Origin of the sequence: Ralstonia pickettii (genome assembly GCF_030582395.1) — a bacterium.
GTDB lineage: Bacteria > Pseudomonadota > Gammaproteobacteria > Burkholderiales > Burkholderiaceae > Ralstonia > Ralstonia pickettii_D.
Genome location: NZ_CP104381.1, coordinates 109,488 through 122,166 on the forward strand (window position 1 = coordinate 109,488; position 12,679 = coordinate 122,166).

A 12,679-nucleotide genomic window follows, 5' to 3' on the forward strand; every position below is an offset into this window, starting at 1 on the left:
AGTAAGGAAGCGGCACTGGAGAAGCCTTATCGAAGGAGAAGCGATCATGTCAAAGAACATTGTGCTGGCCACTGACGGTTCCGCTTACTCGGACGCTGCGGCCCACTGCATCGCAGACCGCAGGCTGCTCACACCGGACATCACGGTCCATGTTCTACACTGCACACCTGATGTCAGCGGAGAGGTAGAGGTATTTGTCGGACACGCGGACGTTGCTGCCTGGCATAAAGAGCAAAGTGCCAAGGCAATGGCTTCCGCCATCGCGATCCTACGCGCTGCGGACGTTCCTTTTGAGGCTCACGGGTTGGTGGGATTTGCCCCGGAGCGCATCGTCCAGTACAGCCGCTCGGTGCACGCCGAGGCGATCGTGATGGGGGCGCACGGTCGTGGTGCCTTTTTCGATGCGGTCCTGGGTTCGGTGGCCAACCGCGTTGTGGCCCGGGCGGAATGCCCGGTTCTTCTGGTCAAAGCGGCAAAGGGCGCCTAGTAGGGATAGGCTGCGCAGTGAAACGCCCGAATCTGCAGGTTGAGTACATCCCCGTGACCGGGCAGAACAGAATCCCACTCCTGGTCAACGGCACTTACGATTTCGAATGCGGTTCCACACCCAATAACCTCGCGCGAGGGCGGGATGTTGACCCTGAGTTCAAGAAACTGTTGGACGGCACCATCGTCTGGCTGATGAGAGCCGGTGCACACTTCTTCGGTTGCCGTTGGTGGACTCTCGTTGAGCCCAATATGATGGCTTCCAGCGGTGCGACTTTGCAGCGACCAAAGGGCAAACATATTTGTAGCGAGAAGCCTGCGGGGAGGATCGAAGTTGCTGGTCTGGGACAAACTTGCATGCTCACGGTGTCCTACGTAACGCATTGATTCTTCTGCGTTACGTAGGTCAGACATAATTGCAACTAATCAACAGAAAAGGCCGTCCTTCGGGACGGCCTTTTTTCGTGGTGTGCGTTGCGCCAGACAAGCATTCGCTCCACCGTTGTTTCAAGTATACCGCGCGCCCTGGGGCTTGCGGGAAGCCCCGGTGGCCGCAGTAGCATCGCCCCCCATCTTTGAAACCGACCGAAAGGAGGGCAGACATGCGCGTGATGCCGTCGACGTTTGGAGCGCGGGGCCGTGGCGTGGCGATGCCGCCCGGAGGTGTGAAATGAGCGGGCATGCCGTGGTAATCGCCGGCGGTGGGCCGACGGGGCTCATGCTGGCGGCCGAGTTGGCGTTGGCCGGCATCGACGTCGCCATTGTCGAGCGCCGCGCCAATCAGGACGTGGAGGGCGTGCGGGCACTGGGTCTGCATGCGCGCTCGATCGAAGTGCTCGACCAGCGCGGTGTGGCCGAGCGGTTTGTCTCCCAGGGCAAGACCTATCCGGTCGTGCACTTCGGCGAGAACTCGCTCGACATCAGCGACTTTCCCACACGGCACAACTATGTGCTCGGCCTGTGGCAGCACCACACCGAGCGCCTCCTCGCGCAGTGGGTCGGCGAGCTTGGCGTGCCGTTCTATCGTGCGCGTGAAGTGACCGGCTTCTCGCAAGACGACCGCGGCGTCGACGTCACGCTGTCCGACGGCGAGGTGCTGCACGCGCAATACCTCGTCGGCTGCGATGGCGGGCGCAGCACTGTCCGCAAGGCCGCCGGCATTGAGTTTGCCGGCTGGGACGCAACGACCAGTTGGCTCATCGCCGAGGTACACACCACGCAGCCGCCGCCCTTTGGCTTCAAATACGATGCCATCGGCCGGCACGCTGTCGCGCCAATGGAAGACGGCAAATACGTCCGCGTGGTGCTGACCGAGCGACAACTCGGTACCAATAATGCGCCCACGCTCGCGGACCTGAGCGAGGCGCTGATCGCCGTCTATGGCACCGACTTTGGCGCGCATCGTCCGAACTGGATCTCGCGGTTTTCCGATATGGCTCGCCAGGCCGTGGCCTACCGCGACAGACGTGTGCTGCTGGCAGGCGACGCCGCGCACGTGCATCCGCCCATGGGCGGCCAGGGCCTGAACATGGGCATGCAGGATGCCGTGAACCTCGGGTGGAAGCTGGCCGCGGTCATCAAACGGACGGCGCCTGAAAATCTGCTCGACAGCTATCACGCCGAGCGCCACCCGGTTGCCGCCCGCACGTTGCGCAATACGCTGGCCCAGGTGGTGTTGCTGCGCCAGGACGAGCGCTCCAAGGCGCTAAGCGAGATCACGTCCGAGCTGTTTCGCATGGACGAACCACGCAGGCACCTTGTTGGGATGGTCTCCGCGCTCGATGTTCACTACGACTTGGGCGAGGGCCATCCGCTGCTCGGCCGCCGCATGCCCGATCTCGACCTGGACACCACGCAGGGCCCGGTGCGGGTTTTCGAGTTGTTGCACGAGGCGCGCGCAGTGCTGCTCAACTTCGGCCCGGCGGATGCCGTCGACATCGCACCATGGGCCGACCGCGTGCGGCGGGTGGACGCCCGCTATGCCGGCACCTGGGCGCTTCCGGTGGTGGGCACAGTGTCTGCGCCGACCGCGGTGTTGATCCGGCCTGATGGTCACGTGGCATGGGTCGGTGACGGAACGACGGACAGGCTTCGGGAGAGCTTGGAGCGCTGGTTTGGCGTGGCGGTGGCCTGATCGCGCGACCCCAGCGGGGACAGCCGGGTGGAGTGCGGCGTCTATCCAGGCGTTTGAAGCAGCCGGAGGGACGGCGATGGCCGGTATGCTCAATTGCATCGAAATCACCGTCCTCCGGAGTCTTGGCATGTTCAATGTCCTCAGCAAGATCGTCCTGCTCGCCGTGTATGGCCTCGCGCTGGCCAGCTATGCCACGCCCCTGCCGCTGTCGGCCGACGCCATCGGCTGGCTGCGCATCGTGGCGCTGGTGCTGCTGGCCGGGCACCTGCTGGAAGTGGTGCTGTGCTTTCGCAAGGTGGCGCTGCACCACGGGCCGTTGTTCGACAGCGTGCTGCTGACGTTGCTGTTCGGGTTTCTGCACTGGAAGCCCCTGGCGGACGCCGAGCGGCGCGCCCGTTGATCGCTGCCCATCGGCCCGACTAGCCGCAACGGCAGCGTAGACCTACTCTACTTCCAGTCGTCCCTTGATTGACCAGTTGGGACTCCATTGCTGCAACGCGGCATCGATTATGGACCGAGTGGAACGAACAGCGTTTGTCTTTGCCGGTGGCGGCAGCCTCGGCGCCATCGAGGCCGGCATGCTGCGCGAGCTGGTGGCCTCGGGCGTGGTACCCGACATGGTGGTGGGTGCCTCGGCGGGCGCTATCAACGCTGCCTTTTTTGCGTGCAATCCGCACGCGGCCGGCACCGCGCAGCTCGAGGCGCTGTGGCGCGGTGTGCGGCGCGCTGACGTGATGCCGTGGTCCTGGCGGGCGATGTTCAGCATGCTCGGCATCCTTGGCGGGCGACGGGAGCACCTTGTCGATGCATCCGGGCTGCAGCGCCTGCTGACGCGGCATTTTGCGCAGACCCTGCTGGAGGCGGCAACGCTGCCATTGCACGTTGTGGCCACCGACATGCGCACGGGCGCCGAGGTGGTGTTGTCGTCTGGCGCCATCGTGCCGGCCGTGCTGGCCAGCGCCGCCATTCCGGGCGTGTTTCCACCGGTGCGAATCGACGATCGCCTGTTGATCGACGGCGGCGTCGCCAACAACACGCCAATCTCCGCGGCCATCCGGCTAGGCGCCACGCGTGTCGTCGTATTGCCAGCTGGATTTGCGTGTGCGGACCGCCGTGCCCCGCGCAGCGCCATCGAGCACGCGTTGAACGCCTTGTCCTTGCTGGTCGCGCGTCAGCTGGTGCAAGACCTGGAGCGCTGGGCCGGTCAGGTGCCCATTACCGTCGTGCCGCCGCTGTGTCCGCTCGACGTGTCGCCCTACGACTACGCCCGCTGCGGCGAACTGATCGACCGCGCTGCTGCCGCCACGGCGGCATGGCTCGCAGCTGAGGGTCTGGCGGCCACCGGCATCCCGGGCGCGCTGCGTGAGCACGACCACAACGAAGATCACCCGAACTGCAACGCAGACCTCCACGGCGTGCGCGCGGCTTGATGTGAGCCGAGTGGGTTCGTTTGCTTGGCGATTCACCGAATTTGCGCAGCCCGCGGTTGGGGCCGCTGGAATCAGGCGCAGTCCACGTGGAGGTGGGCTGAGCGTACCCGCCCAGGCCACTGGCTCACTCCTTGTCCTTGTGCACCGGAAACAGCGCCGACAACACTTGCCGCGCTGTCCCGCGCAACACCCCGCTCGCGTCGGGGTCGCCGTACGCCAGGGCCGTCGCAAAGTTGCGCGCCTGCTGCAGCGTGACGTGCGGCGGCAGCGGCGGCACATCGGGGTCGGTCTTCACCTCCAGCACCACGGGCCGGTCGGCGTTGAGCGCTTCGTCCCACGCGCCGGCCAGTTGGTCGGGGTTGTCCACGTAGATGCCCTTCAGGCCGATCAGCTCTGCAAACCGGTGATACGGCACGTCCGGAATGTCCTGGGACGCTGGGAACTTCGGGTCGCCTTCCATGACGCGCTGCTCCCAGGTGACTTCGTTCAGATCCTGATTGTTCAACACCATGCAGATCCACTTGGGGGACTTCCACCGCTTCCAGTATTTCGACACGGTGATGAGTTCGGCCATGTTGTTCATCTGCATGGCGCCGTCGCCCACGAGCGCAATGACAGGGCGATCGGGATGCGCAAATTTGGCCGCAATCGCGTAGGGCACGGCTGCCCCCATCGATGCCAGCCCGCCCGAGAGCGAGCCCATCATGCCGGGCTTGAACTTGAGATCGCGCGCATACCAGTTTGCGCAGGTACCGGAATCGCTGGTCACGATCACGTTGTCCGGCAGCTTGGGTGACAGCTCCCAGAACACGCGCTGCGGGTTGACGGGGTAGGCAGGTTGCAGCGCGCGGTCTTCCAGCGTCTTCCACCAACGCTCGTTCCAGCGGGCAATGCGATCGGGCCAGTAACGATCGGTCTTGCGCTGCAGCAGCGGCAGCAGTGCACGCAGCGTTTGTGCGCTGTCGCCGACCAGGTTGACCTCCATCGGGTAGCGCAGCCCCAGCATGCCGGGGTCCAGGTCGATCTGTACACCGCGCGCCTGGCCTTCTTTGGGCAGGAACTCCGCGTACGGAAAACCCGAGCCGACCATCAGCAGCGTGTCGCAATGGGTCATCAGTTCCCAGCTCGGCTCGGTGCCGAGCAGGCCGATGGCGCCGGTCACGTACGGGAGATCGTCGGGCAGGACGGCCTTGCCGAGCAACGCCTTGGCCACGCCCGCGCCCAGCGTTTCCGCCACGGCGGCCACTTCCGCGCTGGCCCCGAGTGCGCCTGCGCCGACAAGCATCGCCACCCGGCGGCCGCTGTTGAGAATGTCCGCTGCGCGTTCCAGGTCGGTAGCTTGTGGGATCACGCTCGGCGCGCTGTAGCCTACGCCCGAGTGCACCGTGCCATGCGCACGCGGCGGTTCGGTGTAGGGCATTTCTTGCAGATCGTTTGGCAGCACGAGGGCCGTCACCCGCCGTTGCCCAATGGCGATGCGCACCGCGCGGTCCAGCAGATGCCGCACCTGCGCCGGCATGCTGGCCTGGTGGACAAACGCACCCGCTACGTCGCGGAACATCGCCGTCAGATCCACCTCCTGCTGGTAATGCCCACCCACCGCTGTGCGCGCCTGCTGCCCGGTAATGGCCAGCACAGGCATGTGATCGAGTCGCGCGTCGTACAGCCCCGTGATGAGATGGGTGGCTCCCGGCCCGGACGTAGCCATGCACACGCCAAGCTCACCTGTGAACTTGGCGTGCGCCGAGGCCATGAAGGCGGCCATCTCTTCATGCCGCACCTGCACGAATTCGATCTTGCCGCCCGCGCGCTCCAGGGCCCCGAACATGCCGTTGATGCCGTCGCCGGGGTAGCCAAAGATGCGCCGCACCCCCCAGTCATACAGGCGGGCGACGAGGAAATCGCAGACGGTGGCGCGCATGGTGTCGGTCCGGTATCGGCGGGCGGGTGGGTCGTCAGCTGGTGGTCTCGGCGAGCAGGGCTTCCTTGCGCGTGGTCATGGCCTCCTGCAGCGGTGTCAGGTCGACGTGCTGGCGGATGAGCTTGGGAAAGAGTTCAGTCTCTTCCTCTTCGACGTGGTGGGAGACGTACTCGGCCAGCACGGTGAACTTGGCCGCAAACAGATCGTCGCCCGCCTGCATGCCGCTCAATTGCTTGATCAGGTCCTTCGCAGTGGCGTGCTCCACCACGGCTTCGTCGACGAGGTCCTTGAACGCTTCGCCGCCGTTGTCGCGCACGAACGGGTAGAACACCTCCTCTTCAAGCTGCGTATGGACGGTCAACTTTTCACACGCTTCGCGCACGATTTGCTCGCCGGCGGTTTTGTCTTTCTCCTGTTGAAACGTCTTGAACAGCTTTTTCACCTCGCGGTGATCGTCCAACAGCATCGACAGCACGGCGCGTTGCGCCACAGGGATTTCAGCTTTGTTCATGGGGCTCTCCGGTGGGGGGTTGTTGTTTGAGTCCGATGACCCGTTGAGCAAGCGGCATGCCGCGCGCGCCCCTTTGCTTGCGATGTGCCGCAGGCAAGCTTCCTGCTGGCAGAGGAGGTTACGTGCGACAGACGCCGCGCAGTGCGTGGCTGTCGCACATCATCCTGAACGTCAACTCATTGATGGGAGGTAACTGCTATGCAAACCACGACAACGGGCACGACGCTGGGCACCGGCACGACCACCGGTGTGGGAACCACCGCGGGCATACGCATGCGCATCATCGGGCGTGCCGACTCCGACTCGACGGGCCCGGGCCCGGAACTGATGGCCGCAGATACGCTGGAGGGCGATCGCGTCGTCAACCTCACCGGAGAGGACCTCGGCAAGATCACCGACATCATGCTCGACGTGCAGCGCGGCCGCATCGCGTATGCGGTGATGTCGGTGGGCGGCTTCCTGGGCATTGGCGACAAGCTGTTTGCCGTGCCGTGGAGCGCCTTGTCGCTCGACGTCGACCGCAAGTGTTTCGTCCTCGACGCGAACAAGGATCGCCTTGAAGCGGCTCCGGGTTTCGACAAGGACAGCTGGCCCACGATGGCCGACCCGACCTGGGCGCAGTCGGTGCACGAGTACTACGGCTCGCGTCCGTATTGGGAAGAATATTGAGCACGCTCAGGCACGCCGTTCGCTTGCGTGTCGTCAACCACGCTTGAAACAGGAGGACGCCATGGAGAAGGGCAAGCAAGAGAAGCATCCGCACGCACATAAGCGTGAAGAGCTGGTGGAAAAGGCTGTGGAGGATACCTTCCCGGCCAGTGATCCGCCCGCCACGGGTGGCATCACCCGCATTGTCGACAAGGACAAGGACGCGAACGCACACCAAGACAAGCGCACCCAAGACGGCAAGCAACGGTAGTCGCCGGCCGCTATGCCACGCCCGCATCGCCCCTGGCATGCGGGCATTTTTTCGCGTGCGAAGTTGCGGTGTTACCGGTGCGCGAGAATGTTGATCACGTTGCCGAACGGATCGCGCACATAAAAGCGGCGCACGCCCCACGGCTCGTCCACCAGCGGGTAGACAATCTCCAGGCCCAGCGACACGGCGCGCGCATGCACGGCATCCACATCGTCCACCTCTACCGACAGCGCTGGGACCGGCGTGTCGTTTCCACCTTCGCTGGCAATGCTGACTTGCGGCGTCATGGTGGCGGCCGTATCGGCAAAGGTGATGATCCAGCCGTGGTCCATCACCACTTCCAGATCGAGCAGGTCTGCATAGAACGCGCGGGCACGTGCCGGATCGGCAGCATGCAGATTCGGGACGATGCGTCGGACAGCCATACGGGGGCTCCTTTTTACCGGTTCGGTGGCGGCATTCTATTCACCGCTGTGACGCCGTGTTGGCATGCGCACGCGGCGCACATCACGTAAAGTGGCGGGCACTCGAACTACAGAGACACGCACGCCATGGAATTCCTGCAATCGCTGCTGGCACCCCGCCTGCAAAACGTTGAAACGTCCGCCATCCGCGAGTTGTTCAAGGTGCTCGGCAAGCCGGGCCTGATCTCGTTTGCGGGCGGCTTTCCTGACTCGGCCCTGTTTGACGTGGAAGGCCTGAAGGCCGCGGCCGACAGCGCGCTCACCACCGACGCCGCCCGCGCGCTGCAATACGGCGCCACCGAAGGCTTCGAGCCGCTGCGCGAGGCCATCGTCACGCTGATGAAGAGTCGCGGCGCCAACGTCGCCAACACCGACATCCTCGTCACTACCGGGTCCCAGCAAGGCCTGGATTTGCTGGGCAAGGTGCTGATCGGTGAAGGCGATACGGTGCTGACCGAAGCTCCCACTTTCCTCGCCGCCATCCAGGCGTTCAAGTTGTACGGCGCCAAGGTGGCCGGCGTGCCGACCGACGGCGACGGCCTGGATGTCGACGCGCTGGAAAAGGTGCTCGCCGGTGGTGGTGCCACCGCGCGCCCCAAATTCCTCTACGTGATTCCCAACTTCGGCAACCCGAGCGGCGCGCTGATGAGCCTGGAGCGCCGCAAGCGCCTGCTGGACGTGGCGGTGCAGCATAACCTGCTGATCGTGGAAGACGACCCTTACGGCGATCTGTATTTCGACGCGCCCCCGCCCCCGTCGCTATATGCGCTGTCGCAGCAGACCGACGGCGCGCAGGGGCGTGTGATCTACCTGGGCAGCTTGTCGAAGGTGGTGGCCCCGGGCCTGCGCGTGGGCTGGATGATCGCTTCGCAGCCGGTGCTGGGCAACGCGGTGATGGTCAAGCAGTTTGCCGACGCGCACACCTCCACGTTTGCGCAGGCCACAGCCGCCGCCTACCTGCGCAGCAATCGCCTGGACACCGTGCTGCCGCGCACGCGCGCTGCCTATGCCGAACGCGCCCACGCCATGGCCAACGGCCTGCATGCGCTGCTGCCCGACACCGAACTGACCTTCAACCGCCCGCGCGGCGGCATGTTCCTGTGGTGCGTCTTGCCGGGCCGCAATGCGAGCGATGTCGCCAAGGTGGCCATCGAGCGCGGCGTGGCGTTCGTGCCGGGTGCGGCGTTCTACCCGGTCGACCCGGATCGGTCGACGCTGCGTCTGTCGTACGCCACCTCGTCGCTGGCGCAGGTGGAAGAGGGTGTGCGCAAGCTCGCACACGCCATCGGCGAGTTCAAGCTGGGCTGACCGCTCCGGCGCAGGCCGCGGTGGCACCGGCACACACCGACGCGCAGCAAACGCCCGCGCTGCTGCGCCGCCTGCTTCGCGCCAAAGACCGCATGGACGCCGCCTCGCACGAGGCGTGGCCTGTGAAGCGGCTGGCCGAAGTGAGCGGCGTGTCAGCGGCGCATTTTGCGCGCTCGTTCAAGCAGGCCTTCGGCATTCCGCCGCACCGCTACTTGCTCACGCGCCGTATCGAGCAGGCCACCACGCTGCTGCGCGACACCGACCTGCCCATCATTGAAATCGCCTACGCCACGGGCTGGGAAAGCCTCGGCACCTTCGGCCGTATCTTCCGCGACATCACCGGGCAGAGCCCGAGCGCCTTGCGCCGGGATGCCCAGGCCACCGCGCCGCAGCAACAACTCGACCGCGTGCCCGCCTGTGTGCTGAAGGCGGCGCAGCGGCCCGACCTTGTCACAGCAGTTTCGGAGAAGCGCCGCCAACTGGCGAAGGGTACAAATCCGTCACCTACCAACAACAAGGAGCGGTGATGAGCCAAGGGATCAATGTCGTCGGGCTGTATGTGGACGATCAGGACGCGGCGCTGGCGTTTTATGTCGACAAGCTGGGGTTTCGCGTGCACACCGATGTGCGTAACGGCCCGTACCGGTGGCTGACGGTGCAGCATCCGGAGCAGCCGTCGTTTCAGCTCGGCCTGTTCCAGCCCGGGCCCCCCATCCACGACGAAGCCACCGCGCAGACGCTGCGCGCCATGGTGGCCAAGGGCGCGATGCCGCCGCTGGTGCTGACCGTCGCCGATTGCCGCGCCGCCTATGCCCAATTGCGCGAGCGCGGCGTGGAATTCACGCAGGAGCCGATCGACCGCTTCGGCAGCGTCGACGCCGGCTTTCGTGACCCGGCCGGCAACGGCTGGAAGATGATCCAGGCCGCCGGAGGTGCACAGTGAGCCCCCGCCACGCAATCCGCCAGTTTCACCGCTGGGTGTCGATGGCGTTCACGCTCACGCCCACCGCGGCAGTGTGAGTGTCGTACGTGAGGCTCTGAGGCCCGATTGCGGGGCTCAGACAGTCGAGCGTGAGTGTCCGAGGCTCGTCCACCGGGCTCAACGCCCGGAACATGACCGTTCGAGGTCGAAAAATCGGGCTCAGAGGGCCGAGCGCGAGGGGTCGGCGGCCGGACGCCGAGCCTCTGAGGCTCAAGCGCCGACCTCAAAGCCCGGAGCGTACGTGTTTGAGGTCGAAAATGTCGACCTTGAAGCGTGGAACACGAGGGTTTGAGGCTCGAGTGCCAGGGTCCAGGGGCGGAACGCGAGGGTTTGAGGGTCGAGCGCCGAGGTCCAAGCTCGGAGCGCGAGGGTCTGAGGGTCGAGCGCCGAGGTCCAAGCTCGGAACCCGAGGCTCTGACGTCCGATCGCCGGGTTCAGAACCCCGCGCGTGGCGTTGCGCGCTCGGGCTTTCAATGGGCGACCGACGTGGCTGCAGGTTCATCAGCCGGCGCTGCCCCATGCCGGCCGCCCATCCGCCACAGCACCACCGCCACCACATGGCAAGCGGCTGCTGCCCACCCCAGCATGCCCGGCCCGCCGTGCGCCACGGCGAGCGCGCCAACGCCGGACCCCAGCGCAATCCCCACATACACGGCCGACGCATGCAGCGACAGCGTGATCGGTGACACATCGGGCGCCAGGCGGATCAAGCGCGTCGCTTGCGCCGGGCCGAAGCCCCAGCCGGCCATGCCCCACAGCACGACCGCGCCGATGGCGACCGCGCTGGCCGCCGTGCCATGCAGCACCTGGGCCGACAGCGAGAGCACCGAGAACGCCAGCACGATGCCCGCGCTGCTCACCGCCAGCACGCGCGCCACGCCAGCCCGGTCGGTCATGTGGCCGCCCAGGCCCGTGCCCAGTGCCGCAAAGCTGCCGACCAGGAACAGCACGATGCCCACGTGCTGCGGCACGAACCCGAGCCCCTGCACAAAGAACGGTGCGACGTAGGTGTAGAACGTAAAGCCGCCTGCGGCCCACAGCGTGGACACCGCCAACGCGCCCAGCATGCCGGGCCGGCGCGCCACGCTCAGACGTTGCGCCAGCGTGGTTACGCTGTGCGGCAGGTCGCGCGGCAGACCGAAGGCGAGGCCAGCCGTGGCCAGCGCCGAGAGCACACCGCATGCGATGAACGTCGAGCGCCAGTCGCCTTGCGCGGCAATCCACGCGCCCAGCGGCACACCGAGCGCCACCGCCACCGTGCCGCCACCCGTGATGACGGCCAGCGCCGAGCCGCTGCGCGAGGCCGGCACCAGCGAGGTCGCCACCGCATTGGCCGTCGGCAGGAACACGCCGGCTGCCAGCGCCAGCAACACGCGCGCCGCCATCAACTGTCCGAAGCCGTGCGCGGTAGCCGCCAGCAGATTGCCCGCCGCAAAGATGGTCAGCGCGCCGATCAACACGCGGCGCCGGTCGAAGTTGCCGAGCAGCGTCGCCATCGCGGGCGAGCCCACGGCATATGTGACGGCAAACACGGTGACGAGCTGCCCTGCCGCCGGCACGCTCACGCCCAGGTCTGCGGCCAGCACCGGTAGCAGCCCGGCGATCATGAAACCTTCAGTGCCGATGGCGAACGCGCCCAGGCACAACCACCACAGCGATGCCGGCATGGTCGGCTCCTGTCGGAAGAAGAAATCGGAAGGGGACCGGAGCGCGGAGGCTCCGCGAGGATCAGCGCGCGGTGGAGCGGGCCGTCTGGCCGAACAGCACGCTGCGCTCGTCGTCGGAGATGTCTTCGCGCCGGCGTGAGTAGGCGCGTTCCACTCCGGCATAGGCGCGCTGCGTGGCCGGGCGTGCACCAACGGCTTCGAACCAGCGCTGCAGGTGCGGAAAGTCGTTCAAGTCCTGGCCGTGCCCAGCGTGCGGCACGATCCACGGGTAGGCCGCGATGTCGGCGATCGTGTAGTCGTTGCCGGCAATGTAGGGGCGATCGGCCAGCCGGCGGTTGAGCACGCCGTACAGGCGGTTTGTTTCCTTGGTGTAGCGCTCGATGGCGTAGGGCACGCGCTCCGGTGCATACACGTTGAAGTGGCCGATCTGCCCGGCCATGGGGCCCAGACCACCCACCTGCCAGAACAGCCACTTGAGCACTTCCATGCGGCCGTGCAGGTCGGTGGGGATCAGCTGCCCGGTCTTCTCAGCCAGATACAGCAGCATGGCGCCCGATTCGAACAGCACCACGGGCTCGGTCCCCTGGCCTGGGTCGTGATCGACCATGGCTGGGATCTTGTTGTTGGGCGAGATGGCCAGGAACTCGGGCTTGAACTGTTCACCCCGGCTGATATCGACGGGGATGACGCGATGCGGCAAGCCGGTTTCGGCAAAGAACAGCGCCATCTTCAGGCCATTGGGCGTGGCGCAATAGTAGAGGTCGATCATGGCGGGAGCCTCGTGTTCTGTCCTGTTGATTGACAGAGTACGCGCGCGAGTGGCCTTTTGTAATGTCCAGAAAATGGAATTTTCAGGT

The 12,679-nt window shown here is 65.7% G+C and carries 14 protein-coding genes and 1 pseudogene; 10 read left to right on the forward strand and 5 right to left on the reverse strand.

What is annotated here, in order from left to right; genetic code table 11:
• Positions 1-46: 46 nt before the first annotated feature.
• The 5 genes and pseudogenes from N5B55_RS00445 to N5B55_RS00465 all read left to right on the forward strand — a co-directional run bounded on the left by N5B55_RS00445 (position 47) and on the right by N5B55_RS00465 (position 4,050).
• On the forward strand, positions 47-487 hold the full coding sequence (locus N5B55_RS00445; protein ID WP_304538805.1) for a universal stress protein: 441 nt from the start codon (positions 47-49) through the stop codon (positions 485-487).
• A gap of 17 nt (positions 488-504) precedes the next feature.
• A pseudogene (locus tag N5B55_RS00450) lies at positions 505-628 on the forward strand (amino acid ABC transporter substrate-binding protein); the annotation flags it as partial.
• A gap of 528 nt (positions 629-1,156) precedes the next feature.
• Complete coding sequence (locus N5B55_RS00455) at positions 1,157-2,620, forward strand: FAD-dependent monooxygenase (RefSeq protein ID WP_304538806.1); 1,464 nt, start codon at positions 1,157-1,159, stop codon at positions 2,618-2,620.
• Between the two features lie 127 nt (positions 2,621-2,747).
• A complete protein-coding gene (locus tag N5B55_RS00460; protein WP_304538807.1) occupies positions 2,748-3,020 on the forward strand; it encodes a hypothetical protein in 273 nt (90 codons plus the stop codon).
• A gap of 109 nt (positions 3,021-3,129) precedes the next feature.
• The gene (locus tag N5B55_RS00465) at positions 3,130-4,050 is read left to right on the forward strand and encodes a patatin-like phospholipase family protein (RefSeq protein ID WP_154206167.1); all 921 of its coding nucleotides are present in this window, start codon (positions 3,130-3,132) and stop codon (positions 4,048-4,050) included.
• Positions 4,051-4,174: 124 nt separating this feature from the next.
• Here N5B55_RS00465 and N5B55_RS00470 read toward each other — a convergent pair whose 3' ends face one another.
• Together N5B55_RS00470 and N5B55_RS00475 are read right to left on the reverse strand one after the other, a co-directional pair.
• The gene (locus N5B55_RS00470; protein WP_065860180.1) at positions 4,175-5,971 is read right to left on the reverse strand and encodes a thiamine pyrophosphate-requiring protein; all 1,797 of its coding nucleotides are present in this window, start codon (positions 5,969-5,971) and stop codon (positions 4,175-4,177) included.
• A gap of 34 nt (positions 5,972-6,005) precedes the next feature.
• Positions 6,006-6,482 (reverse strand): hemerythrin domain-containing protein, encoded by a 477-nt coding sequence (locus tag N5B55_RS00475; RefSeq protein WP_065860181.1) that lies wholly within the window; start codon positions 6,480-6,482, stop codon positions 6,006-6,008.
• Between the two features lie 198 nt (positions 6,483-6,680).
• On the opposite strand from N5B55_RS00475, the gene N5B55_RS00480 reads away from it, so the two are divergent.
• Entirely contained in the window at positions 6,681-7,151 is a 471-nt protein-coding gene (locus tag N5B55_RS00480; RefSeq protein ID WP_304538808.1) for a PRC-barrel domain-containing protein, read from the forward strand.
• Between the two features lie 61 nt (positions 7,152-7,212).
• A complete protein-coding gene (locus N5B55_RS00485) occupies positions 7,213-7,401 on the forward strand; it encodes a hypothetical protein (protein WP_304538809.1) in 189 nt (62 codons plus the stop codon).
• A gap of 71 nt (positions 7,402-7,472) precedes the next feature.
• Here N5B55_RS00485 and N5B55_RS00490 read toward each other — a convergent pair whose 3' ends face one another.
• Positions 7,473-7,826: a glyoxalase superfamily protein gene (locus N5B55_RS00490; protein WP_304538810.1), complete on the reverse strand. Its 354-nt coding sequence runs from the start codon at positions 7,824-7,826 to the stop codon at positions 7,473-7,475.
• 126 nt (positions 7,827-7,952) lie between these two features.
• Between N5B55_RS00490 and N5B55_RS00495 the strand changes: the two genes are divergently transcribed.
• Genes N5B55_RS00495 through N5B55_RS00505 form a run of 3 tightly spaced genes read left to right on the forward strand, consistent with a single transcriptional unit; the run spans position 7,953 to position 10,116 of the window.
• Positions 7,953-9,173, forward strand: coding sequence for an aminotransferase-like domain-containing protein (locus N5B55_RS00495; RefSeq protein WP_304538811.1), 1,221 nt, complete (start codon positions 7,953-7,955; stop codon positions 9,171-9,173).
• A gap of 20 nt (positions 9,174-9,193) precedes the next feature.
• Positions 9,194-9,700 (forward strand): helix-turn-helix domain-containing protein, encoded by a 507-nt coding sequence (locus N5B55_RS00500; protein WP_065860185.1) that lies wholly within the window; start codon positions 9,194-9,196, stop codon positions 9,698-9,700.
• A complete protein-coding gene (locus tag N5B55_RS00505) occupies positions 9,700-10,116 on the forward strand; it encodes a VOC family protein (RefSeq protein ID WP_004633594.1) in 417 nt (138 codons plus the stop codon). Before N5B55_RS00500 ends, N5B55_RS00505 begins: the two co-directional genes overlap by 1 nt.
• A gap of 509 nt (positions 10,117-10,625) precedes the next feature.
• On the opposite strand, the gene N5B55_RS00510 is transcribed toward N5B55_RS00505, so the two are convergent.
• Both N5B55_RS00510 and N5B55_RS00515 read right to left on the reverse strand, forming a co-directional pair.
• Positions 10,626-11,822, reverse strand: a complete 1,197-nt coding sequence (locus N5B55_RS00510) for an MFS transporter (RefSeq protein ID WP_304538812.1) — start codon at positions 11,820-11,822, stop codon at positions 10,626-10,628.
• Between the two features lie 61 nt (positions 11,823-11,883).
• Entirely contained in the window at positions 11,884-12,591 is a 708-nt protein-coding gene (locus N5B55_RS00515) for a glutathione binding-like protein (protein ID WP_304538813.1), read from the reverse strand.
• Positions 12,592-12,679: the final 88 nt, after the last annotated feature.

Bases quoted from the DNA above. Each gene is read 5' to 3' on its own strand.
- N5B55_RS00465 (WP_154206167.1), top strand. From the start codon at position 3,130: ATGGACCGAGTGGAACGAACAGCGTTTGTCTTTGCCGGTGGCGGCAGC.
- N5B55_RS00455 (WP_304538806.1), top strand. From the start codon at position 1,157: ATGAGCGGGCATGCCGTGGTAATCGCCGGCGGTGGGCCGACGGGGCTC.
- N5B55_RS00460 (WP_304538807.1), top strand. From the start codon at position 2,748: ATGTTCAATGTCCTCAGCAAGATCGTCCTGCTCGCCGTGTATGGCCTC.
- N5B55_RS00480 (WP_304538808.1), top strand. From the start codon at position 6,681: ATGCAAACCACGACAACGGGCACGACGCTGGGCACCGGCACGACCACC.
- N5B55_RS00470 (WP_065860180.1), bottom strand. From the start codon at position 5,971: ATGCGCGCCACCGTCTGCGATTTCCTCGTCGCCCGCCTGTATGACTGG.
- N5B55_RS00475 (WP_065860181.1), bottom strand. From the start codon at position 6,482: ATGAACAAAGCTGAAATCCCTGTGGCGCAACGCGCCGTGCTGTCGATG.
- N5B55_RS00510 (WP_304538812.1), bottom strand. From the start codon at position 11,822: ATGCCGGCATCGCTGTGGTGGTTGTGCCTGGGCGCGTTCGCCATCGGC.
- N5B55_RS00515 (WP_304538813.1), bottom strand. From the start codon at position 12,591: ATGATCGACCTCTACTATTGCGCCACGCCCAATGGCCTGAAGATGGCG.
- N5B55_RS00495 (WP_304538811.1), top strand. From the start codon at position 7,953: ATGGAATTCCTGCAATCGCTGCTGGCACCCCGCCTGCAAAACGTTGAA.
- N5B55_RS00485 (WP_304538809.1), top strand. From the start codon at position 7,213: ATGGAGAAGGGCAAGCAAGAGAAGCATCCGCACGCACATAAGCGTGAA.
- N5B55_RS00490 (WP_304538810.1), bottom strand. From the start codon at position 7,826: ATGGCTGTCCGACGCATCGTCCCGAATCTGCATGCTGCCGATCCGGCA.
- N5B55_RS00445 (WP_304538805.1), top strand. From the start codon at position 47: ATGTCAAAGAACATTGTGCTGGCCACTGACGGTTCCGCTTACTCGGAC.
- N5B55_RS00505 (WP_004633594.1), top strand. From the start codon at position 9,700: ATGAGCCAAGGGATCAATGTCGTCGGGCTGTATGTGGACGATCAGGAC.